The organism is Streptococcus sp. ALY_208 (genome assembly GCF_058314295.1).
Map to the genome: position 1 here is coordinate 127,693 of NZ_JBZFUI010000006.1, position 25,575 is coordinate 153,267.

Genomic DNA, 25,575 nt, shown 5'->3' on the forward strand with positions numbered 1-25,575 from the left:
ACTTCTTCTTGGTTATTGACCAACTTGTGGCTGGTCTTAGATTAGGCCTTGCGGCTGGCCTTTTGATTGCCTTCTAAATAGACCATGAGAATGGAAATATCAGCTGGGTTGACACCTGAGATCCGACTGGCTTGGCCGATGGTTTCGGGATTGATCTTTTTGAATTTCTGGCGGGCTTCGGTGGCGATGGAGTCAATGTCGTCCCAGTCAATATTAGCGGGAATTTTCTTTTCTTCCATACGCTTCATCTTGGCCACTTGATCCAAAGCCTTGTTGATGTAGCCTTCATACTTGATTTCAGTCTCTAGGAGTTCGATGAGTTTATCATCCAGATCCTCCGCAGCTGGTCCGATGAATTTGACGACATCTGTGTAGCGGACCTCTGGACGGCGCATAAACTCTTTGGCTGTCACGGCATCTGTCAAGGGCTTAAAGCCCATAGCAGCAACTCTTTCATTGGTTTCCTTGACAGGTTTTAGCTTGATAGTTGACAGACGTGTCATCTCATTGTCAAACTGCGCTTTCTTGATCTCGAAGCTGAGCCAACGCTCTTCATCAACCAGACCAACTTGACGACCTATTGGAGTCAAACGCATATCGGCATTGTCATGGCGCAGAATCAGACGGTACTCGGCACGAGAAGTGAGAAGGCGGTAAGGCTCTAGGGTTCCTTTTGTCACCAAGTCATCAATCATAACACCAATATAGGCATCGCTGCGCTTGAGAATAAGCTCAGGCTTGCCTTGCACCTTGAGGGCCGCATTGATCCCAGCCACTAAGCCTTGGCCGGCTGCTTCCTCATAGCCAGAGGTGCCATTGGTTTGACCTGCCGTAAAAAGACCTGAAATCAGCTTGGTTTCAAGAGTAGCCCGCAGCTGGTGGGGCAGGACAATATCGTATTCGATAGCGTAGCCCGTGCGCATCATCTCTGCCTTTTCGAGGCCTTTGATGGAGCGCAGCAACTCTCTTTGAACGTCCTCAGGCAGACTCGTTGACAGACCTTGGACGTAAACTTCCTCTGTATCACGCCCTTCGGGTTCAAGGAAGAGTTGGTGGCGATCCTTGTCTGCAAAGCGGACAATCTTGTCCTCGATCGATGGGCAGTAGCGTGGTCCAACCCCCTTGACGACACCAGAAAACATAGGCGCACGGTGGAGGTTTTTATTGATGATGTCATGGCTGGACTGGTTGGTATAGGTTAGCCAGCAAGGGACTTGATCCTGCAGATAGTCCTTATCTTTTGATAAGAAGGAGAAGTGGTTGGGCGTGGTATCGCCGGGCTGGATTTCTGTTTCGTCGTAGTTGATCGTTGAAGCCTTGACACGTGGCGGGGTCCCTGTTTTGAAACGCCCAATTTCAAGCCCCAGCTTTTTAAGGTTATCCGCCAGAGTTACAGAGGCTAGACTGTTATTGGGACCTGATGAATACTTGAGGTCGCCGAGGATGATTTCCCCACGCAGGGCAGTCCCAGTCGTGACCACGACAGCTTTGGCGCCGTACTTGATCCCAGTTGCTGTGACAACACCAACAACCTTGCCATCTTCGACCAAGATATCATCGATCATGCTTTGGCGTAGGGTTAAGTTTTCCTGCTGCTCAACGGTGTGCTTCATCTCACGCGCATAAAGGGCCTTATCAGCCTGCGCTCTCAGGGCACGAACCGCTGGACCCTTACCGGTATTGAGCATCTTCATCTGGATGTAGGTCTTATCGATGTTCTTGCCCATCTCACCGCCCAGCGCATCGATCTCACGCACCACGATCCCCTTGGCAGAGCCGCCGATGGACGGATTGCAGGGCATAAAGGCCAGCATCTCAAGGTTGATGGTAGCCAGCAAGGTCTTGCAGCCCATCCGGCTGGCAGCCAAGCTAGCTTCAACACCAGCATGCCCAGCTCCGACCACGATAACGTCAAATTCTTCTGCAAATGTGTGTGTCATTTAATTTTTTTAAACCTCTCAATATATTTTTTGTTGTATCTGCCCATGTTTTAAATCAATCAAATATTTTTTAACTTTTAATTTGTAAAATCTTTTATCTATTATGTCCATTTTGATAGATATGACAAGTAAAGTAAGGAAATAAAATATAATAAAAATTGGTAAAATCACTAAAATATACTCCGTTAGTCTTTCTGATCTATTATTAATAATGAAATTATTAATATCAACTTTTTCTAGCTCAACAAAAAATGTCAAAAGAGGCAGACCAGCAAATAGATAAAATAAATTTCTTGAAAATGCATTATATCTTCTTTTTTCATTTTGAGTGTTTTCAATTTCGTCCAATAGTAAATTAATTTTTTCCTCACTTAGGTCAGTTCGAAATTCTAATAAACTTGTACTATAATAAAATTTTAACTGCCGTAATTTGTAAAGAAGAAACCAAATAACATAAAGGGTAAATAATGCCACAAATGTATGCATAAATACCTGAAAATTATTCAATTTTATATATTTCATCCAAATATTTCTAGTACGGATTAAAAAGAGCGATAGGGGTAACTCCGCTATAAAAATCATGTAAAACCAAAATCTAATTCTACGTAACGGGAACTTTTGGTTTTTGTTTTCCCATTTTATAATACTCTCTAAAAACTCATTATATGTTTTACTCATTGAGGTGTCTAAGTATTCAAAATTATATAATCGCCGTTTTACCAGATCACAGACATCTCTCATTTTCTGTGAAATCACTTCCATTTCCCTTCCTCCATACAAAAATAGCCAAAACTCTCGAAAACTGTACGTCAAAAAACGCACAATTCTCATGAGCTTTGACCATCATGATGCTTGTTAGGGTAATTGTATCAAAATCTTTATTTTTGTCAATCTACCTGACTGAGTAGAATCTATTAAACATATTGACGAACCTCTTGGTTGTTATAGGCATTGTCAATAATGGCACCGCCTAGGCATTCATCCCCATCATAGAAGACAACGGCCTGCCCTGGTGTGATGGCACGCTGAGGCTCATCAAAGATAACCTCTGCCTTGTCGCCTGATACCTTGACAGTTACTTTACTATCTGGTTGACGGTAGCGGAACTTAGCTGTGCATTCAAAGGTGAATTCCTCAGGCATATCACGGGTAAAGTGGACTTGACTAGCCTGTAAAGAAGTTGACATGAGGGACTCATGGTAGAAACCTTGGCCGACATAGAGGATATTTTTTGATAAGTCCTTGCCGACAACGAACCAAGGGGCATTGTCCCCACCGTGCTGACCGCCGATTCCCAGACCGCCGCGCTGACCAATCGTGTAATACATAAGACCAGCATGCTCACCCATATCACGACCATCGACAGTCATCATGCGACCGGGTTGTGCTGGTAGGTAGTTTCCTAAGAACTCTTTAAAGTTCTTTTCACCGATGAAACAGATACCAGTCGAGTCTTTCTTTTTAGCGGTCGCTAGGCCAGCTTCTTCGGCAATACGGCGTACTTCAGGCTTTTCAAGGTGTCCCAGAGGGAACATGACCTTTTGCAGCTGTTCTTGTGAGAGCTGGCTGAGGAAATAGGTTTGATCCTTATTGTTGTCAGCCCCACGCAGCATGTGGACAGTGCCATCTTGGTCACGGCTAACTTGGGCATAGTGACCAGTTGCCACGTAGTCAGCACCCAGACTCATAGCGTAATCAAGGAAGGCTTTGAACTTAATTTCCTTGTTGCACATGACGTCTGGATTGGGCGTCCGTCCGGCACGGTACTCGGCCAAGAAGTACTCAAAGACACGGTCCCAGTACTCTTTTTCAAAGTTGACAGAGTAGTAGGGGATCCCAATCTGGTCTGCAACCGCAGCAACGTCCTTGTAATCTTCGGTCGCTGTGCAGACACCGAACTCATCTGTGTCGTCCCAGTTTTTCATGAAGACGCCGATGACATCATAGCCCTGCTGCTTAAGCAAGAGGGCTGTCACTGATGAATCGACACCGCCACTCATCCCGACGACGACACGTGTTTTAGCATTATCCGTCATAGATAATCTCCCATCAAATATAAGATGCTCAGGACTAAAAAGGCTAAAATACAGCTGTTTTTAGCCCCTGCTCAATTGGAAATAGTGACCTAAATTTAGCCACTATTTCTTGGTTAACATAGACTTGAAGGGTCTAGTTATTCAACAATCGATTTGAAGGTCGACAGTGAAAAACGGCGTTAGCAAGGCTAACACCGTAACAGATTATAACATGATTTAATCAGAAAGCAAAATAGGATAAACCTTTCCTGTGCGGACTTTGATGATACTGATGACCGCTAAGGCCAGCCAAGTGGGAAGCGTCAGGGCAATCACAAAACCAAAGTAACCAGGGGACTTATAGGTAAGCGTCAAGCTATTGTGACCAGTCTTGGACGATACCGTAGGGACTCCGAAGGTCGATAGGGTATAATCTTTTGGTGAGAGCGTCTTACCATTTAAGGTCAAGACTGTCCGCTTATAAACCTCGATGGGAAGCTCTGTTCTCCCACCTTTGGAGTCCCAGCTCAGGGTCAAGTTCCCTTCTTTATTGATGGTTTTTTTGACATCTTTATTAAAAATAATCTTCTTGGCATACTCATCATAGGTATTGTAGCCTTTGATCGAACCATAGAGAGGGACATAATCAGGTGTTGACTTTTCAATACGGCGTAAGAGCAGGCTATTTTCTGGCTCAAACATGGCATAGTATTGTTCTTCATAGCTGCCATTAGGATGGGTATGCTTACCTGGCTTCATGACATATCGGGAGGCTTTAGCTGCTTGATCCGCCTCTTGCAAGCTATTGATCGCTTGCCCTGCCCCTAATAGGGCACAGATTAACAGGAGGATACTGAGATATTTTTGCTTGGGCAGGCGGCTGATGATCAAGGCGACAATAACAATGATTAAGATCGTCGCTGGTACAAAGAAACGAAAGGGAAACTGAACTAGCTTGGCAAAGCTATTGCCACGAGCGATCAACCAACCCCAGGGGAAATAAGAAGAAGCTAGGAAGAGGAAGAACAGGTAGACACCATTTAGGATACGCTCCCAACTTTCTATCTTTTTCCAGCGGTAAAGCAGGTGGACCAGCTGAATCACCATTAATACGGCCAATGCTACAGGGGTTACCAACCAATATTTGGATCCATTATTAATGGTATTAAAGGCCATCGTTTCATTGATAAAGGGATTGAGCAAGTTATTATCAGCTTTTAAAAATAGCAAGGCCAGCCAGACATTGGCTGTTAGAAGCAAGGTTATCCCTACAGCAAGCGCAACTTGAGCCAGAATACGCTTTTTATTTTGACTGATCATAAAGCCGTAAGCAAAGAAAGGAATATAGATCAAAATTAAGAAGAGGGTACTCAGTAAGTGGATATGAAACATCAAACTCACTGAAAATGCCAACTGCAAAGGATTGATCTCTTTTTTTAGGACAAAGCGGAAGGCTGGGATCAGAGAGAAGGGCATGACAGCCGCTCCCCAGCTCGTGAATCCCTGTCTCATGGTCCAATATTGGATGGAAAAGGTCGTCAGATATAGGAAAGCTAAGGGAAGGGAAATCTTATCTTTGATTTTTAATGTCCGCAGCAGGCTATACATGGCTGTTCCAGAAACGATGCCTAATACTAGACGCGATACTAATTGGTAACCAAACCAGGTCCTACCCAGTAGGACTAATATCCCTTGAAAATAGGCAAAGAAGGGACCATAGAGAGCGTTGACAATCCGTCCTGACTGCTGGAAGCCGTAGATCGAGACAAAGTAAGAGAAGTTGTGCTCTCGAATCTGCATAGCAGCATCATAAAACCTATTGTAGTGAAAGAGGGAATCCGCCCCCATAGCAAAGGTATTGCTCCTCCATTGTGGAAGGACGAGCAAGAATGAGAAAAGAGAGATCAATAGAACTGCTCTTATATAGTGAAACCAAGTCTTTTTCATCATGTCAATCTCCGAATGTCGTCAAAATCAGTTTCTAGTATAGCATAAAAAAAGAATTTGGAACAAACCTTCCAAATTCTTTCTTAGATACTATTTATGGCTTACATTCCCCAAGCTGATAGGCCTTGAGCGTTATAAGCATTGATGGCTGCATTGACTTGGTCATCGACAGTTGCTGTGGATCCCCAACCTGGCATGGTTTGGAAGAGACCTGATGCGCCTGAACCATTCGCAACATTTGGGTTTCCATTTGACTCACGCGCGATGATGTATTCCCATGTTGACTGGCTGACACCTGTAGCCGCAGCCATTTGTGCAGCTGCTCGGCTACCAACTTCACCGGCTTGATTACCATTTGCCAAGGTATAGTTAGCAGATTGTGCGCCTTGTGATGGAGCTGCTGTTTGAGCGTTAACATTGGCTGTTTCAGAGGTTTCTGTCGCTGCTGTTTGACCAGCTTGAGCACTGTCATTTTCTGTTGTTGCTAGCTCGGTAGAGGCTGTTTGCGTAGAATCGTTTGCTTCTTGTGTTTTGCTTACTTTTTCTTGTTTATTATCATTGGCACTATCGGATGTCGTTGAGACTTCTTCGGCAAAGGATAGGTCAGATACTGGATCTTTGTGGTTATGTTCAGAAATAAAGCCGAATACCATGGCTGCTAAAGTCGTTAAGATCGTAAAGATAACGAGTTTATCAGATTTTTTATTTTTTTGTTTCTTATGCATTGGGCTACTCCTTTTTTGCTTTTGCGTGCTTCCATACTATCTAAAAGTTATTACTGTTGAATTGTTTTAAGGTTAAAAATATTACAAGTGCATTTTTTTTAGATAAAAAAGAGAGTGGAACACAATCAATAAACCGTGATTTTATCACGGTTTAGATTTTCTTTGCTGCTTTTATTCCACTCTATTTCCTGTATCAATCTACTAATACCAGCCATTAGCGTTCCAAAACTCTAGGGCTTTGCTCCATGATCCATAGCGTGAGGTGACATATTCGTCAGCTACACGTTCCTGATTTTCAGGAGATAGATCATTATTCAAATAGGACTTGGTCAGCTGATAGCGGCCATAGTATTGGCCATTTTGTGCTGTATAGCTGCCTCCAGATTCTTTTTGGGCGATGGTTTCCTTGGCTGCAGCCTCTGAGTCTTTCTTTGAACTGGATTTACTGCTTTTAGCTGACTCGGTCTCACTCTCACTATGACTTACAACTTGGGTAGCTGTGGCTTCTGATGTTGCTGTTTGACTGTGCCTTGCTGCTGGCGATTGGGAAGCAGAAGCAGCTGACGCTTGTGATTCTGGCTCAGATGAACTAGATGATAGGCGACTAGGAGCTTTAGCTGATTGCTGAGTTGGCTTTAGATCCGTCTTGGCCTTTGTTTCTGGACTATTTGACTGACTCGCTGACTCAGAGCTAGGCATCGCTGCTTGTGCTGTCTCACTAGATGATGCTTGTGAGGTAGCCGATAGGGAATCACTCGCTGGTGTCTGGCTGGATTTTTTCTGACGAGGCTGTTCAGGCACTGTCTCACTTGGGGCCTGTGCTGTAGTTTGAACCTTGGTCTGCTGAGTATTTTTTTGATCCGCATCGGTAGGCTCCAGCTTAAGCGCTTGACCAGCCATGATGAAGTCTGGATTTTTTATATGATTCAGCTGGGTTAGATTGGTAACGCTAGTATTGTTTTTTCTAGCAATAGCAGATAGGGTATCTCCACTTTTAACAGTGTAAGTATCTGCTTGAACGACATGAGATACGCTGACTGCTCCAAGAGCTGTTGCAGCAGACAGGCCAAGTAAGGCCAATTTTTGTGATTGGCGATTATTTTTTCTGTGTGTTTTAATTGTCATGATCACCACTCCTTTAAAAAATATAGTGACCACTATACACATTTATTATTACTTTGGCTTTGATCTTGGGTTAAAAATATTACAATCGCATTGAATCTCTATGAGTAATCCTGAATTCTTCCTAATAAAATAGGAGTATTTATAAAAAAAGCTGTTTAAAAGACGAGCCTGAGATAAAAGTCCAGACTCGTTAATATTATCTTAAATTTATCAGATTAACGCAGTGGTTGGGAGTCCTTATCTTGGGGCGCATTCTTATTTCAGGCACCCCCTTAAACAGTCTACTGGACTGTTTAACTACCGTGCCAGTGATAGCTCCAACAGTTTGGGGAACTGTTGGAGGTGGGCGGAGGTGGGACAACAAAATCAAAACCGTGATTTTTTTCACGGTTTACTGATTGAGTCCCACTCTCGTCTTAAAACGATTATTTTCATTATCTTTTCGAGAAAATTAGTCTAGTTCTTGAGCCAAAAAAGTGTTAGGGCTAGGATCAACATGGCTAAAAGAAAGAGGCTGTCTGCTAGGCGCCAGCGAAGCTGACGATATTTCGTCCTCCCATCGCCACCTTGATAGCCTCTAGCTTCCATAGCTATAGCTAGAGCATCCGCACGCTTAAAGCTAGACGCAAAGAGCGGAATCAAAATCGGGATGACTGATTTAATTTTTTGGAGTAGGTGACCCTCGCCAAAATCTACGCCACGTGCTTGTTGTGCCTTCATAATCCTAGTCGTATCATCCATAAGTGTAGGAACAAAGCGCAAGCTCAAAGATAACATCAAACCAATCTCGTGGACCGGAACCTTTAAGAGTTTGAGAGGTTTGAGTAGGGATTCTACTGCGTCAGACAGGCTTAAGGGGGTTGTCGTCAAAGTGACCAAAGTAGAAAAAGAAATAATTAGTATAAATCGCATCAAAATCAGTCCCGCCATATGCAAGCCTGTATCTGTGATGCTTAGAAAGCTGAAGGTCCAAATTACTTGTCCTTGATGATTGAAAAAAAGCTGGAAGGCAGTTGTGAATAATATGAGTACGAATACAGACCTAAGACCATTGATAAAAAAGCTCAATTTGACTTGGGATAACAAGATCAAGATCATGGTAAAACCAGCCATGATAAGGTTAGTTAGAAGGTTATTGGCCCAGAAGATGATCAGGATAAAGGCAAACATGGCTAACAATTTGCTCCTGGGATCCAGTCTATGAATTAAGGAATGACCAGGGATGTAGCGTCCTAGAATGAGATTATCCATTAAGTACCTCCACGAATTCCTCTATAGTAATGGGAAGCTGGTCGATCATCCAACCTTTCTTGACTAAATCATAGGCAAAACGGGTAATTTTGGGAACTCCTAGTTGCTTGCTTTCTAAAAACTCCACCTTTTGAAAGACAGACTTAGGTAGTCCTTGATCGATGATGTGACCCTTTTCTAAGACATAGACATAGTCCGCAAAATTCGCCACATCATCCATGAGGTGGGTGACAAGTACAATGGTTTGTCCCTTATCATGGAGCTCTGAAAACAGTTCCATTAGCTCTTTACGCCCCTTAGGATCAAGACCTGCTGTTGGCTCATCTATGACTAGGACTTCTGGCTCCATGGCTAGGATACCTGCGATAGCGACCCGTCTCATCTGTCCTCCTGAGAGCTCAAAAGGATTTTTATCGAATAAGTCCTCAGCAATCCCCACCTGCAATAACTTTTCCTTGGCGACCAGCAGAGCATCTTCTCTAGTGACCCCAAAATTTTGGGGACCAAAGGCGACGTCCTTGAGTACTGTCTCTTCAAAGAGCTGACTTTCAGGAAATTGGAATACCAGGCCAACTTTACGGCGGAGAGGACGGATGGTCTTGTTTTTGGATTGCGCTGTTATTTGGATATCATCGACTTGTACCAAGCCCTTAGTCGGCTTATTGAGCCCATTTAGCAGCTGCATAATCGTAGACTTTCCGCTGCCTGTATGACCGATAAAGGCTGTGTAGGAAGCGTCCTCAATCTGCACGGTCGCATCAAAAAGCGCCCGCTCCTCAAAGGGGGTTCCTTCTTGATAGGTAAAACTTACTTGCTCGAGAGTAATGCCCATAGGTCATCTCCTAGTTCTGATTCGGTGGCATATGCTTTATCTATGGCAAACGAGGTCTCTTTAAGGGCGCTTAAGAGAGCTGTCGTAAAGGGACGATCTAAGCCAAGCAGATCCAGCTCATGTCCTCGTCCTAGGAGCTCTCTTGGTGTAGAGGTGGACTCGATTCGTCCTTTTTTCATGACGAGGACACGATCGCTCAGGGCTACCTCATCTAAGTCATGTGTAATAGACAAAATCGTCATTCCATAGTTATCCCTAACTTTTTTGATGGTTTCCATCAGTTCCAAACGCCCTTGGGGATCAAGCATACTGGTTGCTTCATCTAGGATCATAATATCTGGTTGCATGGCTACAATACCAGCGATTGCCACTCTTTGTTTTTGTCCGCCGGAGAGTCTGGCAGGTTCCCTATGAGCAAACTCACTCATGCCAACTAAATCGAGACTCTCTGTGACACGCTTTTTCATGTCCTGATAAGGTATCCCTTGGTTTTCTAAACCAAAAGCGATATCGTCTTCAACCGTTGCACCGACAAATTGATTATCAGGATTTTGAAAGACCATCCCTATTTTTCGTCTGATGTCCCAGACAGTATCTTGTGTCAATTCTTGGTCTGCAATTTTAATTGTGCCGGATTTTGGCTCAAGGAGACCATCAATCAATCTCACGAGAGTTGACTTTCCTGAGCCATTGTGTCCGACGATGGAAAGCCACTCCCCTTGTTTGACGTGAAACGTCACATCTGTCAGGGTGTTTTCTTGGCTTTCAGGGTAAGCAAATGTCAGACCTTCTAGTGATATTATTGCTGTCATCGTTAAAATGTATCTTTGAATAAATAGCCTGCACCTTTGAAGTAGTCATAGCCTGAATAAATGGTGAAGATCAAGGCGATGTAGAGCATGACTAAACCTGCTGTTTCTAGGTGGCAAAGCAAGAGGATAACACTGAGCATCTGAGTCACAGTCTTAATCTTACCAGGCATAGCAGCAGCAAGGACTGTTCCTCCGTTTTCGACTAGAAGTAGACGCAAGCCAGTCACTGCTAGCTCTCGACAGATGATAATGGCCGATACCCAGGCTGGTGCTAGATCCATCCCGACCAGCATAATAAAAGCTGACATCACCAGCATTTTATCCGCTAGCGGATCTGCAAATTTACCAAAGTTGGTCACGACTCCCCATTTTCTTGCTAGATAACCATCCAGATAATCTGTGAAGCTGGCAATAGCAAAAACAATGGCGGCAATCACATGCATAACGATCCCATGCCCTTTAAGTGAGGTCAGGATAAGAAATAGGGGAATCATAAAGATACGAATAATAGTCAATAAGTTTGGTAAATTTTCTTTTTTTGTCATTGAGATCTCTTTTCTATTTTTGGTCAGTCTCGTCTTTTATACTCTCTTATTATAGCAAAAAATATGGGGTTTTAAACTAGTCTGGGAAGACTGTCATCTCTGATAAGGCCATCTGGTCCAAGACCAACTGCCCCGTCTCGATTACATCCTCTAGTGTTAGCTGGGTTAGATAAGTCGGTACCTGGAGGTAGGACTCCTCATCCGTTTGGTAGGCGGCTAATTGTGTCATGAGGTGCTCGACGCTATCTAAGCTCCTGATAAATTCTCCGTAGTATTCACGCTTCAGGGTATTTAAGTGCTCCTCATTTAAGTCTGGATTGGTCTTGAACTGTTTGATAGCTCTTTCTAATTGATTGCCTAAATTAATCGGCTCCAAAGTGTCAGAACTGATAATGACAAACTGGTAACGACGTGATACCTCAATATCAATATCAAAAGAATCATCAATGATTCCCTGATCATAATATGTTTGATAGTTCTGACTCGTCCAGCCAAGGATCATGGAGAAAAAGAAACGCAGTTTCAGTTTTTGGCTGACTAAACTTCCTTCACTAAGGGGAGCCAGTCTAATACCCATGGCTAGCTTAGGCTTCGCTACCTCTCGTTGAACAGAGGATTTCTTGACAACTTCTGTCAAGTTGATACGTTTTCTGTCAATATTATGTTTATGACTTGTAAACTTCTTTTGCTTTTCCTGGATACGCTGGCTGACTAACTCTTTGTCAAAGTTGCCAACAACAAAGAGGCTCATGTTCGATGGTGTATAATAGGCTCTATGACTGTCTTTTAAGTCTTTTAAGGTGATATTAGCTAAACTTTCCTGACTCCCTGCGATATCTTCAGCTAAGGGTGTTTCAGGATAAAGATTACTCAAGATTCCGTTGTAAAGTTTGTAGTCAACATCGTCAAGGTACATGTCAACTTCCTGTTTGATGATGGCCTTTTCAGCCTCAACTGATTCTTGGTCGAAGTCTGCTGTCATGATAAATTCCTGCAGCAAGTCTAAGGCTTCTAAGTTTTCACCATGGGATGAAAAATAGTAGGCTGTCTTTTCGTAACTCGTAAACGCATTGCTGTCAGCTGAGAGTTTTGCAAATTCTAGAGCAGCATCTTTGCCATCTGCTAACTCAAACAACTTATGCTCTAAGAAGTGGGCGAGCCCTGCTTTGTTTACAGGTGCTTCATTTTCTTTTGTTGCTGGAGCATCAAGGGAGCCAAACTTAACCTCAAGCAGGGCAGACATCTCAGCAAAATCTTCCTTGGGGTACAAATATAGATGAAGGCCATTATCTAAAACCTGATGATAGACAGGTTCATGGGTATAGTCAAACGCTTGTTTTTCCAACATCTCATTCTACTCCTTCTAGATAATAGATTGCTTGTAGATGGCATTGCCGTGCGGCTGCAATAATATCAGCCTTACTAACTGCTTGAATGCGCTCATCCCAAGAAGAATCATCTGTCTTTTCACTAAGGAAAAGAGCCCTGTTATAATTTTTCTCAATGAGATACTTAGGATGGTCGCCAGCAATATGTCTCTGAGCAATCAAGAGATCTTTGGTCTGTTTCAGGAGGTGACCAGAAAAGCGGCCCAATTTAAAATCATACCATTGTCTATTGATTAGATTCAAGGCTTGCTCTCGTTTGCTGCTATCGATACCTGCGTAAATTTGTAGTAAACCTGTGTAGGGGTCTATTTGGCTACCAATACTGTAGGCTAAGCCAGCTTTTTCTCTAACTTGTGTAAATAATCTGGAATGACTAAAAGCTCCAAGCATACTATGTAAGACCTGATAAACAGGATAGGTATCGTCACTCAAGCGCACAGGTAAATTGTAGGCTAACTGGAGAATTGACTGCTTGTCCGATTGTTGTTCAAGCTGCTCCTTGATGATGGCTTGCTTATCTTGCTGATAGGTGGTAGCCGCTATTTCTGATCGTGCCTGAAAAGGAAATTGATTTAGCTTGTCAAGGGCAGCAGCCGTATCAAGGTCGCCGAGTAAAAAAATATCGATCTGATCTTCCCGCAACATTCTTTGCAACTCTTGATAGGCGGTATAAGAGGTTTCTTGCTCAACTAGCTTTGGATCAGCAAATCTAGACACCTGTAAATTTTCATCTCTATAGTAAAGTTTGTGTAATCCTAATTCACTGTAATAAAAACTGTCCTCTTTGTCTGCTTTTAGGTAGTTTATCAGATTCTCTTTCTCAATATCAAATGCTGTTGATTGGAATTGCTCAAGAGTGCTCAAAGGGTTGTAAAGGACATTGTAAAGGATGTCAAAAACTTCCTCTAGGATAGTTTCTTGCCCTAGGAGGTAGCGATCATTTAAAAAATCAATGTCAATATCGATTAAGTGATACAGTCCTCGATCGGAAACATGTGTTGACAAGCTGGTCCCATACATATCGGCTAGAGCCCTTCTAAATGCCTGGTTGGTCGGATACTTTTGGTTGGCTAACCCAAGCATCTGGGCTACTAATACTCGTTTGGCAACCGTCTCTTTGCGGCGATTCCCTGTAAACCTAACTGTCAACTTATTAGTTTTAAACTTCTTTGTTTGAATGTGGTGCAAATTGACACCATCAACAATTTTCATGACAAGTCCTCATCCGTTTGTTAATGCCTTAAATTATAACAAAATATGCTATAATATTCTCATTAGAAAGTCGAGGAACGTATGGAATACAAACTCTTTGATGATGTCATTCTTTTACAGTCTCTTTTGAAAGATTTGCGAATTATTCCAACCGGCGGTGCTGTTAAGTCTTTTTTAGCTGAGACGACTGTACTCTTAAATGGCAAAGACGAAAAGCGACGTCGTAAACAATTAAAAGCGGGGGACACCATCACTATTCCCTCTGAGAACTTAGAGATCACTATTGTTTCACCATCTGATGAAGAAATTGCTCAGCATGAAGCTGAACGAGCTGAGGAAAAACGGGGCGCTGCTCTGGTCAAAGAGATGAACCAATCCTATAAGGCTAAGAAAAAACAGTCTAGACAGGTTTCTAGTGGGCGTGGACGGACTCCTAGACAGGGGAAAAATCAAGCACCAGTCAGATTTCCAGGTAGGTAACATGTGGCTCGAATCCATTAGACTTAATAATTTCCGTAACTATCATGAAATGTCAGCAGAATTTTCCAAGGGTCTAAACGTTTTTCTTGGAAAAAATGCCCAAGGAAAGACCAATTTCCTAGAGGCCATATACTTCCTTGCCTTGACCCGCAGTCATAGGACACGAAGCGATAAGGAACTGATTCGTTTTCATGAGACAGCTCTTCGAGTTTCAGGACAGCTCCAACGCTCTAGCGGTAAACTTCCTTTAGAAATCAATTTATCTGATAAGGGGCGTATTACCAAGATCAATTATCTCAAACAAACGAAATTATCCGATTATATTGGTAATATGACGGTTGTCCTTTTTGCGCCAGAAGACCTGCAGTTGATTAAGGGATCTCCTAGTTTACGTCGTAAATTTTTAGACATCGATCTAGGGCAGATTAAACCGGTCTATTTATCTGATTTATCCCATTACAACCATATCCTTAAGCAGCGCAATGCCTATCTCAAGACAGCTTCGATCATTGATGCCGATTATCTAGCCGTTATTGATGAACAGCTAGCTGACTACGGCAGCCGTGTTATGGAGCATCGCTATCATTTTATCAAAGATCTAGCCAGGGAAGCTGACCAGCATCACCATACTATCTCTAATCAGATGGAACATCTGAGCATCTCTTATGAGTCATCAGTCAAGTTTGACCAAGTTGAGCTGATCAGGGAAAATTTCCTTGAACAGCTCAAGAAAAACTACCATCGTGATAGCTTAAAAAAGAATACGGGAGTTGGTCCCCATCGTGATGATCTGACTTTTTTTATCAATGATATGAATGCTTCCTTTGCTAGTCAAGGTCAGCAGCGAAGTTTAATTTTATCCCTAAAGTTAGCAGAAATTGAGTTAATCAAGCTGACGACTGGTGATTATCCTATATTACTGCTTGACGATGTTATGAGTGAACTTGACAATCATCGTCAAGTGAAACTTTTAGAAGGCATCAAAGAAAACGTCCAAACCTTCATTACAACAACGAGTTTAGAGCATTTACATCATTTACCAGAAAACTTGAAAGTCTTTACAGTAGACAAGGGCTCTATCAAGTTAAGCCAATAAAATGCTTATTTCTTCTATATTATAGGTATCAACATTGTTGACAGGAGCTTTACAGAGAAACGAGTCTGAGACAAAAGTCCAGACTCGTTAATATTATCTTAAATTTACCAGATTAACGCAGTGGTTGGGAGTAAGACTTATTGGCTATGCCAACTTTAGTCTTACCCCTGCACAGTTGATTAGGTGCTTTGGCACCAATGAACCACTGCTGATTGGTAGTCCTTATCTCGGGGCGCATTCTTATTTTCAGGCGCCCCCTTAAACAGTCCACTGGACTGTTTAACTACCATTTATCCCCAACCTCCAAAGATCCACCGGATTTTTTGTGATGAACTTACTGTTCATTTTATTTTCAACCTCAAAAGGTCTCCCAGACCTTTTGAGCTATGCGGAGGTGGGTTAAAAAGCTCTAGTAGAGCTTTTTAATCGGGAAATAAAGCTTGCAAAGCAAGCGTCAAAATGCTCCAGTGGAGGATTTCTACCCGAGTCTAAAAATGGGAAAGCGAGGTAAATCAAAACCGTGATTTTTTCACGGTTTACTGATTGAGTCCCACTCTCTTTTAATCGCTTTATTACTACATTATTGCACTGAGTAGTTGGGTGCTTCGTTAGTAATTTGGACATCATGTGGGTGACTTTCAATCAAACCTGCACCTGACATTTCGATAAATTGAGCTTTATCATGAAGCGTAAGAATATCTTCAGCTCCAGTGTAGCCCATACCTGACTTGATACCACCCACTAATTGGAAGACGATATCTGCCGCTGCACCCTTGTAAGCTACACGGCCTTCAATTCCTTCTGGAACTAGCTTGTTAGCTTCATTGACAGACCCTTGGAAGTAACGATCGCTGGATCCCTTCTTCATAGCGGCTACAGATCCCATACCACGGTAAGTTTTAAATTTACGTCCTTGGAAGATTTCCGTTTCACCTGGTGCTTCATCAGTACCAGCCAACATTGAACCGAGCATAACAGCATGGCCACCAGCAGCTAAGGCTTTGACAATATCACCTGAATACTTGATACCACCGTCAGCAATAATCGTCTTACCGTATTCACGAGCAACACCAGCTGCATCGTAGATAGCTGTAATTTGCGGAACACCAACACCGGCTACAACACGAGTCGTGCAGATAGATCCTGGACCGATTCCAACTTTAACGACATCAACACCAGCATCATAGAGGGCACGCGCCCCTTCAGCAGTTGCAATATTACCAGCAACTAAGGTCTTATCTGGGAAAGTTGCACGAATTTCGGCAATCTTACGGAGAACACCAGCTGAATGACCATGAGCTGTATCAATAACAATAGCATCGGCCCCAGCTTCAAAGAGAGCTGTTGCTCGTTCAAAGGTATCTGAAGTGACACCGACCGCAGCTGCCACTAGGAGACGGCCAAATTCATCCTTGGCAGCATTTGGAAACTCGATGACCTTTTCAATATCTTTGATGGTAATGAGGCCAGATAAACGACCATTATCATCGACTAATGGTAACTTTTCAATGCGATGCTGCTGTAGGATTTGTTCAGCTGTTTTTAGATCTGTACCGACAGGGGCTGTTACAAGATTAGCACTTGTCATGAAGTCTTTAATGGGCTTGGTAAAATCTGAAATGAAGCGCATATCACGATTGGTGATGATACCGACCAACTTGCGGTTATCCATAGTCTCAACGACAGGGACACCTGAGATACGATAGCGACCCATCAATTCATCTGCCTCGGCAACGGTATGCTCTGGTGTTAGGAAGAATGGGTCAATAATCACACCATTTTCCGAACGCTTAACCTTGCGTACCTCTTCAGCCTGTGCTTCAATTGGCATATTTTTATGGATAACACCTAGACCACCAGCACGCGCCATAGCAATGGCCATACCACTTTCTGTGACGGTATCCATAGCAGCAGTAATAATAGGGATATTTAGAGTCAAATTGTCTGCCAATTTCGTTTGCATATTCACATCATTTGGCAAAACATGACTCTCAGCTGGAATAAGCAAAACATCATCGAATGTGTAACCTTTTTTCAAAAACTTAGTGTCCCAATTTGACATCACTACCATCCTCTTTTCTATATAGGTTAAGGCCTATAAACCTCATATTATTAGTATATAATCATATCACGCCATTTTTTTTTGTCAATATGAAATAAAGGATAAAATAACTTGTCATAAAAATGTGATTAAACATCGCTATCACTTGGAAAAGGGCTAGATAAAAACAGAGGTCGGAACAAGTGTTTCCAACCTCTGTCAACTTTTACTTTACTTAAGTATTGCAGCATTCAGCTTAAAAATAATTGATTCCCATAGCTGATTTTACTTGATCTAGGGTCTGAGCGGCGATTTGACGAGCTGCTTGGCTTCCCTTTTCTAGCATGCGATAAACTTCCCCCATGTCTTTGGCCAACTCCAGACGACGCTCACGAATAGGTCCCAACTCACGCTCCAAGATTTCAAGCAAATAGCGCTTGGTTTTGACATCTCCCAGGCCACCACGCTGGTAGTGGTCTTTCATGGCTTGGATTTCTTCTTGGTCCTCTGGACGACCAAAAACATCCAAATAGTGAAATACCATATTGCCCTCGATCTGACCGGGATCTTCGACCTTGATATGATTGGGATCTGTATACATACTCATGACTTTTTTCTTAAGCGTATCTGCGTCATCAGCTAGGTAGATACCGTTACCTAGAGACTTAGACATTTTGGCATTGCCATCCAGTCCAGGTAAGCGGCCAGCTGATTCATTGTCAGGATAGATCCCTTCTGGCTCGACTAAGATATCTGTCGTATAAGCGTGATTGAAACTGCGAACAATCTCACGTGTCTGCTCAATCATGGGCTTTTGGTCATTACCAACCGGCACAAAGTTAGCTTTAAACGCTGTAATATCTGCTGCCTGAGCGATAGGGTAAACCAAAAATCCCGCTGGAATAGACTCCCCAAAGCCTTTTTGGGCAATCTCGGTTTTGACTGTCGGGTTGCGCTCGAGACGTGCCAATGAGACAAGGTTCATGTAATACATGGATAACTCGGCCAATTCAGGAATCTGACTTTGAATAAAAATCGTTGATTTTTCAGGCGATAGGCCTGCTGCTAAATAATCCAGAGCAACATTGCCAATGGAGTCAACAATGGTCTTTGGATCCTTGGCATGATCTGTCAGGGCTTGCTGGTCAGCTAGGAAGACAAACATTTGATAGTTTCCTTCATTTTGGAGACGGACACGGTTTTGTAAGCTACCGACATAATGACCAATATGTAATTGACCAGTTGGACGATCTCCTGTCAGGATAATAGGTTTAGACATGGTAATACCTCTTACTTTAATTGGTTCGTTCCTTAGATTATACCATAAATCGTCATGAACTTATCAGTCTTGAACTAGTCAGACCTTTTAAGAGACAAGAAGATTGAGGGGTTAAAGCTCGGTCATTATTTGAAATATCTACCTATTTCTAGTAGAATGTAATGAATACAAAAAAGAGATAAAAGAGGTAGTTTCATTGCTCACAGTTTCCAATATTTCACTGCGTTTTAGTGATCGTAAACTTTTTGATGATGTCAATATTAACTTTACATCTGGTAATACTTATGGTTTGATCGGTGCCAACGGTGCTGGTAAGTCAACCTTCTTAAAAATTTTAGCTGGTGATATTGAGCCCTCAACAGGACATGTGTCTTTAGGGCCAGACGAACGCCTCTCTGTTCTTCGTCAAAACCATTTTGACTATGAAGATGAGCGTGCTATCGATGTGGTTATCATGGGAAATGAGCAGCTCTATACCGTTATGAAAGAAAAAGACGCTATTTATATGAAGGAAGATTTTTCCGAAGAAGATGGTGTCCGTGCAGCTGAGTTAGAGGGGACTTTTGCAGAGCTAGGTGGCTGGGAAGCAGAGAGTGAGGCTTCACAGCTCCTGCAAAATCTCAATATTCCAGAAGATCTTCACTACCAAAATATGAGTGAACTTAGCAACGGTGATAAGGTCAAGGTTCTCCTAGCTAAAGCCCTCTTTGGTAAGCCTGATGTTCTTCTTTTAGACGAGCCGACCAATGGTCTTGATATTCAGTCTATTGCTTGGTTGGAAGATTTCTTGATCGATTTTGAAAATACCGTGATTGTGGTTTCCCATGACCGTCACTTCCTCAATAAGGTCTGCACCCATATGGCTGACCTTGACTTCGGTAAGATTCAGATCTATGTTGGTAACTACGATTTCTGGAAAGAATCTTCTGAACTGGCTGCTAAGCTACAGGCAGATCGCAATGCTAAGGCTGAAGAAAAAATCAAAGAGCTTCAGGAATTTGTTGCTCGCTTCTCAGCCAATGCTTCAAAATCCAAGCAAGCGACATCACGTAAGAAAATGCTGGATAAGATTGAACTAGAGGAAATTGTTCCGTCGAGTCGTAAGTATCCTTTTATCAATTTCAAATCTGAACGAGAGATTGGTAATGATCTTTTGAGCGTAGAAAATCTCTCTGTTACCATCGATGGTGAAAAGATCCTTGACAATATCAGCTTTATCCTTCGTCCTGGTGACAAAACAGCCTTTATCGGTGAAAATGATATTCAAACGACAGCATTGATTCGTGCTTTGATGGGTGAAATTGACTATGAAGGAACCATCAAGTGGGGCGTGACAACCAGTCGTTCTTATCTGCCCAAGGATAACTCAAAAGACTTTGCTGGAGGGGAGTCTATTCTTGAGTGGCTTCGTCAGTTTGCCTCAAAAGAAGAAGATGACAATACCTTCTTGCGTGGTTTCTTAGGTCGCATGCTCTTTTCCGGTGACGAGGTTAACAAGTCTGTCAATGTCTTATCTGGAGGGGAAAAGGTGCGCGTCATGCTCTCCAAACTGATGCTACTTAAGTCTAACGTCCTTGTGCTAGATGATCCTACCAATCACTTGGATTTGGAGTCCATTTCTAGTTTGAATGATGGACTGAAAGATTTCAAAGAGTCTATTATCTTCGCTAGCCATGACCATGAGTTCATCCAGACCTTAGCCAACCACATCGTTGTCATCTCAAAAAATGGTGTTATTGACCGTATTGATGAGACCTATGATGAATTCCTTGACAATGAAGACGTTCAAGCTAAGGTCAAGGCGCTCTGGAAATAATCTAGCCTGCCTTACGAGTCTGGACCATGCTGTCTTGGACTCTTTTTTAGAAATAAGATATGAAAAAAATTATTAACCTCTATAACCATAATAGATTATTTTATAGTCTCAGTTTTCTGATACCAGCCTTAATGATGGCTATTGTTCTATGGTCAAAAGGTATTTACTGGGGAAGTAGTACAACGATTTTAGCGAGTGATGGTTTTCATCAGTACGTTATTTTTGCTAACCAATTACGCAATATTCTGCATGGTAGTGACAGTATCTTTTATACCTTTACTAGCGGTCTAGGACTCAATTTCTATGCTTTGATCAGTTATTATTTAGGATCCTTTTTGTCGCCTCTTTACGGATTCTTTACACTATCAACCATGCCTGATGCGGTCTATTTGTTCACGCTTGTCAAGTTTGGCTTGATAGGATTGTCAATGGGCTTTACACTTAAACATCGGTTTAAAAACTTGTCAATCTGGTTGATATTGTCCCTGTCAACCTCCTATGCACTCATGGGCTTTGCTGTCAGCCAATTAGAAATTAACACCTGGCTGGATGTCTTTATTCTAGTCCCCGTAATTCTTCTTGGATTGCATCTCCTTTTAGAGAAACAAATGTTTCTCCTCTACTATGTCAGTCTAACTTTACTCTTTATACAAAACTACTATTTTGGCTTTATGACAGCCATCTTTCTTACTTTTTATTTTCTAGCCCAGTTGACACGACTAAGCAGTTGGAAGTCAGCAGGAGTAGCCTTTATCCATTTTAGTGTGCTCTCCTTGTTATCTGGCCTTACATCATCCATTATGCTGACCCCTACTTATTTGGATCTCTCTACACACGGTGAAGAGTTTTCAAAGGTGTCAACTTTGTTTACAGAGAAGAGCTGGGCTCTTGATATCTTTGCTAAGAATTTAGTTGGAGCCTATGATACCACTAAGTTTGGGGCTTTACCTATGATCTATGTAGGACTTTTTCCTCTCTTAATGGCCCTACTTTTCTTCTTTGCCAAAGGGATCAAATGGTCAACCAAGCTCGCTTATTTTCTTCTCATTGCCATCTTTATTGCTAGTTTTTATCTCAATCCTTTAGACCTTCTGTGGCAGGGCATGCATGCCCCTAATATGTTTTTACATCGGTATGCTTGGCTGTTTTCAACTCTGATTATTATGATGGCTGCTGAAGCCCTATCTCTTTTCAAAAACATTAGTAGCCTGCACTTGGGAATCGCCTTTGGTCTTTTAGCCTCAGGGTTTGTTGTTACTCTGGTTTACCATGATTACTATACCTTTGTCAAACCTGTCAATTTCCTGTTAACCTTTACTTTCTTGATCACCTATGCTGTCATTCTTGCTTCTAGACAGTACCAGCAATTAAGCAGAAGACTCTTTCTAGGTGTCATCTTACTGTTTAGCTTATTTGAAATAGGAATAAATAGCTATTTTTATGTCACTGCTCTAGGTGATGAATGGGTCTTTCCGACCCGAGATGGTTACCAGGAAAATTTACAGGCGATTGACAAGTTAGTATCTGGGACGAAGGAGGCGGAGAGCTATTTTTACAGAACTGAGCGTCTTCTCCCCCAAACGGGAAATGATAGCATGAAGTATAATTACAATGGCATTTCTCAGTTTTCTTCCATTAGAAATACCCAATCCAGCAGTGTTCTGGATCGTTTAGGCTTTCAATCATTTGGAACTAATCTTAATCTGCGCTATCAAAATAATACCATTATTGCAGATAGCTTGTTTGCCATTAAGTACAATATTTCACAAGCTCCTATCAATAAATACGGCTTTCATCTAGCAGAAGAAGTTGGTTCTCAAAAACTTTACAAGAACAATCAGGCCGCATCGCTTGCTATCATGACCGAAGGGCGGTATCATGATCTTCCTTTCACTGTCAATACTTTGGATAATCAAACGAGGCTGCTTAATGCCCTCAGTGGTAGTCAGGAGCAATACTTTACCCGTCTTCATTATGATCTAGATGATAGTGCTTCAAGTTCATCACCCAATCGACTGAGCACTGTTCAAAATGATGGGGAAAATGCATCTAGTTTTTCCTTTAGTCTAATGGCTCCTGCTCATAAGCAAGTCTATGTCAGCCTACCTTCTATCGTCACTAGTCATTCAGATACCTCTAACTTAACCATCACTATTAATGGTCAACAGACCACTTATACCACTGATAATGCCTATAGTTTCTTTGATCTAGGATACTATGATGAGAATACACCGCTTTCAGTAACTGTCAGTTTTCCTGAAAGTGACCAGGTTAGCTTTGATCGTCCAGTCATCTATGCTTTAGACACTGTTAGCTATCAAAAAGCAATGACTCACATCAACCAAAGAAAGGTTGATGTGAGTACATACAAAAACACGGTCACAGCTAAGTTTAAGAGTAAAAAATCTGGTTCCTTATTTTTCACACTCCCTTATGATAAAGGCTGGAAGGCCACTTTAAATGGAAAAGCAGTCCCTATCAGAAGGGCTCAAAAAGGATTTATGGCTGTTGATATTCCAAAAGGGCAGGGACAGGTTCAGCTAATCTTTAAACCTCATGGTTTCACCCAGTCAGTCTGGCTGTCCCTGCTTGGCATCCTACTGTTTGCCAGCTACCATTACCTCTATAACCATTTCTGGAAGGTTAAGCATGACGAAAAATAAAGTCAGGATCATTCATTAAACGATAATAGCGTTTGAGGCTAGGACCTCAAACGCTTTTTTATATGATAAATATAAAAAATGGAGATTGCCTTTGCAATCTCCATTTTGAGCTATAGTCCGTACGGGATTCGAACCCGTGTTACCGCCGTGAAAAGGCGGTGTCTTAACCCCTTGACCAACGGACCATATGTTTGTATTTTACGGTATTTATGTTTGTATGTCAACACTCTTTTTCCAATTTTTATCTTTGCTGCTCTAACCTTTCCATTCCTTTCCATATTGACAGTATTCAGCCTATTTTGTTAAAATATAGCGAGTGTCGGTTCCATAGCTCAGCTGGATAGAGCATTCGCCTTCTAAGCGAACGGTCGCAGGTTCGAATCCTGCTGGAATCATCTCTCAAAAAGTCTTGAGCAATAGGCTCAAGACTTTTATTATGCCTACTTATGATAGGGACTGCCTTCTTGAATCATAAAGGCACGATAGATCTGCTCCACCAAGACCAGCCTCATTAGCTGATGGGGCAGGGTCAGCTTCCCAAAGCTCATCAATAAATTGGCACGCTTTTTGACTTCTGGTGCCAACCCCAAGCTCCCTCCGATAATAAAGGTTAGCGTAGAAAAGCCTCTAAGGGTCGCTTCCTCTATTTTTTTCGCAAATGCTTCTGAAGACCATTGCTGCCCCTCTATAGCTAGGGCAAAAACAAAATCACGATCATCAACTTTTGCTAAGATCCGTTCGGATTCTTTTTTCATAATTTGCTTATTTTCTGCCTGACTGGCTCTGTCTGGTGTTTTCTCATCTGGGAGTTCAATCATCTCTAGCTTACTAAAGCGGCTCAGGCGTTTTTGGTATTCCTGAATACCGTCTTTTAGATACTTTTCTTTTAATTTTCCAACACTGATTATTTTTATTTTCATAATCTTATTATAGCATAGTCCTTGATTTTCAAAGTTTTCCACAGGAGTTGCTAGTCTATTTTTCTTAGTTTACTAGGATTTCTGATCTTAATCCACAAGGTTTTCCACAGACTGTGGATTCTTGCCTTTCTGGTCAGATTAGGGTATAGTAGTTAGGAAAAAAAGAAAAGCTTATTAGCCTTGGAGGTTTAACAGTGAAAAAACATACTATATGGTCCTGGCTCAAGCCAGTTTTAGTCCTTATCCTTGGATTCGTCGGTGGGTTATTGGCGTCCTTGTTGGTTTTAAAGCTAAACGACAGCGGAAATGTCTTCAAGCCAACTGTCCAAGATAAATATCAGTACAACAATTCTTCAGATATTACCAAAGCCGTTGATTCCACTAAAGATGCGGTGGTGACTGTAGCCAATTATCAGAAGATCAACGACTCTGCGACAAAAGAAGCAGCCCAAGCACAGGGTATGGAAATTGATGAGAACGGTCTTGCGCCTATCGCACAAGGATCTGGTGTGGTCTACAAAAAGGATGGCGATGATGCCTATATCGTGACCAATGCCCACGTCGTAGCCGATGCCGAGAAGCTAACTATCATGCGTGGCAAGGAGAAGGATACTAAGAAATCGATCAAAGTAGAGTTGGTTGGATCGGATACTTACTCAGACTTGGCTGTCTTAAAGGTCAAGTCCTCTGCTGTTTCAAAAGTTGCAAAGTTTGCTGACTCTTCAAAGCTCAAAGTCGGTGAAACAACCATTGCTATCGGTAGCCCACTGGATACTGAATTGGCTAATAGTGTAACAGTTGGTATTGTGTCAGCACTCGATCGTTCTATGCCTTCTAAAGCTGAGGATGGCACAACTGTTCAAAATAAATACATTCAGACAGATGCTGCCATCAACCCAGGTAACTCAGGAGGCGCCCTTATCAATATTGAAGGACAGGTCATCGGAATCAACTCAAGTAAAATTAGTGCAGCTGGTTTAGAAGGTTTAGGCTTTGCCATTCCTGCTAATGATGCTGTCACTATCGTCAACCAATTAGAAAAAGACGGTAAGATTGTCCGTCCAGCTCTGGGAATCACTATGGCTGACCTAGCGACTGCTAGTGAGTCTACTAAGAATAAGGTTGATATCCCAGATGAGGTGACAGCAGGTGTTGTTGTTGGCTCTGTCCAAGAGGGTATGCCATCTGATGGTAAACTTGAAGAATACGATGTCATCACTAAAATTGATGATACGACTGTCAACACCGTTGCTGAGTTACAAGAAGTTCTTTACTCGCATAAAGTTGGTGATTCTGTAACCCTTACCTTCTACCGCAATGGTAGTAAGAAGACAACAACGATTAAGTTGACAAAAACCAGTCAAGATCTTGAAAAAGAAGACAAGGAATAGCACAGACTAGAAATGGGTTCGAGAGGAAAGTCTCGGACTCCTTTTTTAAACGTCTCCCCATCAGTTGATATTCTTGCCAGTATTAGCTTATGCTGGC

General features: G+C 42.2%; 20 protein-coding genes and 2 tRNA genes. 6 read left to right on the forward strand and 16 right to left on the reverse strand.

Annotated features, from left to right (window positions below; translation table 11 throughout):
* Positions 1–41: 41 nt before the first annotated feature.
* From mnmG to yfmF, 12 genes are all read right to left on the reverse strand, one after another.
* The gene (gene mnmG / locus AC4HAI_RS07250) at positions 42–1,940 is read right to left on the reverse strand and encodes a tRNA uridine-5-carboxymethylaminomethyl(34) synthesis enzyme MnmG (protein WP_491111049.1); all 1,899 of its coding nucleotides are present in this window, start codon (positions 1,938–1,940) and stop codon (positions 42–44) included.
* A gap of 18 nt (positions 1,941–1,958) precedes the next feature.
* Positions 1,959–2,702, reverse strand: a complete 744-nt coding sequence (locus AC4HAI_RS07255) for a hypothetical protein (RefSeq protein WP_491111051.1) — start codon at positions 2,700–2,702, stop codon at positions 1,959–1,961.
* Positions 2,703–2,854: 152 nt separating this feature from the next.
* Entirely contained in the window at positions 2,855–3,976 is a 1,122-nt protein-coding gene (gene mnmA / locus AC4HAI_RS07260) for a tRNA 2-thiouridine(34) synthase MnmA (protein ID WP_491111052.1), read from the reverse strand.
* 216 nt (positions 3,977–4,192) lie between these two features.
* Positions 4,193–5,905 (reverse strand): hypothetical protein, encoded by a 1,713-nt coding sequence (locus AC4HAI_RS07265; RefSeq protein ID WP_491111053.1) that lies wholly within the window; start codon positions 5,903–5,905, stop codon positions 4,193–4,195.
* A gap of 98 nt (positions 5,906–6,003) precedes the next feature.
* Positions 6,004–6,627, reverse strand: a complete 624-nt coding sequence (locus AC4HAI_RS07270; protein WP_491111054.1) for a transglycosylase SLT domain-containing protein — start codon at positions 6,625–6,627, stop codon at positions 6,004–6,006.
* 201 nt (positions 6,628–6,828) lie between these two features.
* Entirely contained in the window at positions 6,829–7,794 is a 966-nt protein-coding gene (apf, locus tag AC4HAI_RS07275; RefSeq protein ID WP_491111055.1) for an aggregation-promoting factor, read from the reverse strand.
* 414 nt (positions 7,795–8,208) lie between these two features.
* The gene (locus AC4HAI_RS07280; protein ID WP_491111057.1) at positions 8,209–9,003 is read right to left on the reverse strand and encodes an energy-coupling factor transporter transmembrane component T family protein; all 795 of its coding nucleotides are present in this window, start codon (positions 9,001–9,003) and stop codon (positions 8,209–8,211) included.
* Entirely contained in the window at positions 8,996–9,835 is an 840-nt protein-coding gene (locus AC4HAI_RS07285) for an energy-coupling factor transporter ATPase (protein ID WP_491111058.1), read from the reverse strand. The genes AC4HAI_RS07280 and AC4HAI_RS07285 overlap by 8 nt, the downstream gene beginning before the upstream one ends.
* Positions 9,811–10,647, reverse strand: coding sequence for an energy-coupling factor ABC transporter ATP-binding protein (locus AC4HAI_RS07290; protein WP_491111059.1), 837 nt, complete (start codon positions 10,645–10,647; stop codon positions 9,811–9,813). The genes AC4HAI_RS07285 and AC4HAI_RS07290 overlap by 25 nt, the downstream gene beginning before the upstream one ends.
* Positions 10,648–10,649: 2 nt before the next feature.
* On the reverse strand, positions 10,650–11,192 hold the full coding sequence (gene pgsA, locus AC4HAI_RS07295; protein WP_491111060.1) for a CDP-diacylglycerol--glycerol-3-phosphate 3-phosphatidyltransferase: 543 nt from the start codon (positions 11,190–11,192) through the stop codon (positions 10,650–10,652).
* A gap of 76 nt (positions 11,193–11,268) precedes the next feature.
* Positions 11,269–12,540: an EF-P 5-aminopentanol modification-associated protein YfmH gene (gene yfmH / locus AC4HAI_RS07300; RefSeq protein WP_491111061.1), complete on the reverse strand. Its 1,272-nt coding sequence runs from the start codon at positions 12,538–12,540 to the stop codon at positions 11,269–11,271.
* 1 nt (position 12,541) lies between these two features.
* A complete protein-coding gene (gene yfmF / locus AC4HAI_RS07305) occupies positions 12,542–13,792 on the reverse strand; it encodes an EF-P 5-aminopentanol modification-associated protein YfmF (RefSeq protein WP_491111063.1) in 1,251 nt (416 codons plus the stop codon).
* Positions 13,793–13,873: 81 nt separating this feature from the next.
* Here yfmF and AC4HAI_RS07310 point away from each other — a divergent pair, with 81 nt between their 5' ends.
* Together AC4HAI_RS07310 and recF are read left to right on the forward strand one after the other, a co-directional pair.
* The gene (locus AC4HAI_RS07310; protein ID WP_491111064.1) at positions 13,874–14,272 is read left to right on the forward strand and encodes an RNA-binding S4 domain-containing protein; all 399 of its coding nucleotides are present in this window, start codon (positions 13,874–13,876) and stop codon (positions 14,270–14,272) included.
* 1 nt (position 14,273) lies between these two features.
* Positions 14,274–15,368, forward strand: a complete 1,095-nt coding sequence (gene recF, locus AC4HAI_RS07315; RefSeq protein ID WP_491111065.1) for a DNA replication/repair protein RecF — start codon at positions 14,274–14,276, stop codon at positions 15,366–15,368.
* 580 nt (positions 15,369–15,948) lie between these two features.
* Here recF and guaB read toward each other — a convergent pair.
* Complete coding sequence (gene guaB, locus AC4HAI_RS07320) at positions 15,949–17,430, reverse strand: IMP dehydrogenase (protein WP_491111066.1); 1,482 nt, start codon at positions 17,428–17,430, stop codon at positions 15,949–15,951.
* A gap of 235 nt (positions 17,431–17,665) precedes the next feature.
* The gene (gene trpS / locus AC4HAI_RS07325) at positions 17,666–18,688 is read right to left on the reverse strand and encodes a tryptophan--tRNA ligase (protein WP_491111068.1); all 1,023 of its coding nucleotides are present in this window, start codon (positions 18,686–18,688) and stop codon (positions 17,666–17,668) included.
* A 196-nt stretch (positions 18,689–18,884) separates the two neighbouring features.
* Here trpS and AC4HAI_RS07330 point away from each other — a divergent pair, with 196 nt between their 5' ends.
* Entirely contained in the window at positions 18,885–20,504 is a 1,620-nt protein-coding gene (locus AC4HAI_RS07330; RefSeq protein ID WP_491111070.1) for an ATP-binding cassette domain-containing protein, read from the forward strand.
* Between the two features lie 59 nt (positions 20,505–20,563).
* A complete protein-coding gene (locus AC4HAI_RS07335; RefSeq protein ID WP_491111072.1) occupies positions 20,564–23,167 on the forward strand; it encodes a YfhO family protein in 2,604 nt (867 codons plus the stop codon).
* Between the two features lie 113 nt (positions 23,168–23,280).
* On the opposite strand, the gene AC4HAI_RS07340 is transcribed toward AC4HAI_RS07335, so the two are convergent.
* Positions 23,281–23,352: transfer RNA gene (locus AC4HAI_RS07340), tRNA-Glu, on the reverse strand.
* 136 nt (positions 23,353–23,488) lie between these two features.
* On the opposite strand from AC4HAI_RS07340, the gene AC4HAI_RS07345 reads away from it, so the two are divergent.
* Positions 23,489–23,562, forward strand: a tRNA-Arg gene (locus AC4HAI_RS07345).
* A 45-nt stretch (positions 23,563–23,607) separates the two neighbouring features.
* On the opposite strand, the gene rlmH is transcribed toward AC4HAI_RS07345, so the two are convergent.
* Positions 23,608–24,087 (reverse strand): 23S rRNA (pseudouridine(1915)-N(3))-methyltransferase RlmH, encoded by a 480-nt coding sequence (gene rlmH, locus AC4HAI_RS07350; protein ID WP_491111074.1) that lies wholly within the window; start codon positions 24,085–24,087, stop codon positions 23,608–23,610.
* Between the two features lie 194 nt (positions 24,088–24,281).
* On the opposite strand from rlmH, the gene AC4HAI_RS07355 reads away from it, so the two are divergent.
* Positions 24,282–25,478: a S1C family serine protease gene (locus tag AC4HAI_RS07355; protein WP_491111075.1), complete on the forward strand. Its 1,197-nt coding sequence runs from the start codon at positions 24,282–24,284 to the stop codon at positions 25,476–25,478.
* Positions 25,479–25,575: the final 97 nt, after the last annotated feature.